Below are 609 nucleotides of genomic sequence, written 5' to 3'. Positions count from 1 at the left end.
AGTTTCAACTGCTTCAACTGCCGTGGCAAGTTCAGTCTGTGTAGTGTTGATTGACTCTGTTGAAACCACTGCACTTTCAGCTTGGTAAGTTGGCTCCGCATTTACAGGCTCGCTTGCCAAAGCCATTTCCTGAGGCTTTACGATTGGCTTTGCAACGGCAACTTGTTCAGTCTCCGGCTTTTCCGTTGAGTGCGGGGCAGTGGCAAGTTCTGTTTGAGGGGTGTCGAGAATCGGAGCGTCTGGCACGAGAAGAGGCATGTCTGGCGGAAGTTCAAACGGAAGCGGATTTACGCTCTCGCTTTCTTCTTTTTCTGAAAGAGTCTCGTCTTTTTTGCCCGTCAAAATTGCCACCTGCTGAGTTGGTTCGGCTTCGCTTGTCAAGCGCGAGTTTTCAACTGGTTCAACAGCTGCCGCAAGTTCGGTCTGTGGAGTGTTGATTGACTCTGTTGAAACCGCTGCACTTTCAGTCTGGTAAGTTGGCTCTGTGCTTGCAGGTGCGTCTGCAAGTGCGAGCTGAGTTTTTGGCGAGTCGCCTTCGTCGCCTTCAAACATTTCGTCTTTGCCCAAAATTGAATCCGGCGTAACTGGCTCTGTAACGGCGATTTGTGG

1 protein-coding gene is annotated in these 609 nt (G+C 50.7%); it reads right to left on the bottom strand.

Translation table 11 applies throughout. The annotated features are described in order from the left end of the window. The coding region (locus tag JI65_RS17025; RefSeq protein ID WP_191018354.1) for a hypothetical protein at positions 1 to 609 on the bottom strand (609 nt) is incomplete at both ends.

This window comes from Treponema zioleckii, from assembly GCF_014737315.1.
In the GTDB taxonomy this organism is placed as follows: domain Bacteria; phylum Spirochaetota; class Spirochaetia; order Treponematales; family Treponemataceae; genus Treponema_D; species Treponema_D zioleckii.
The sequence above is the reverse complement of the archived record's forward strand: the minus strand, read 5'-3'. Positions and strand labels throughout refer to the sequence as shown.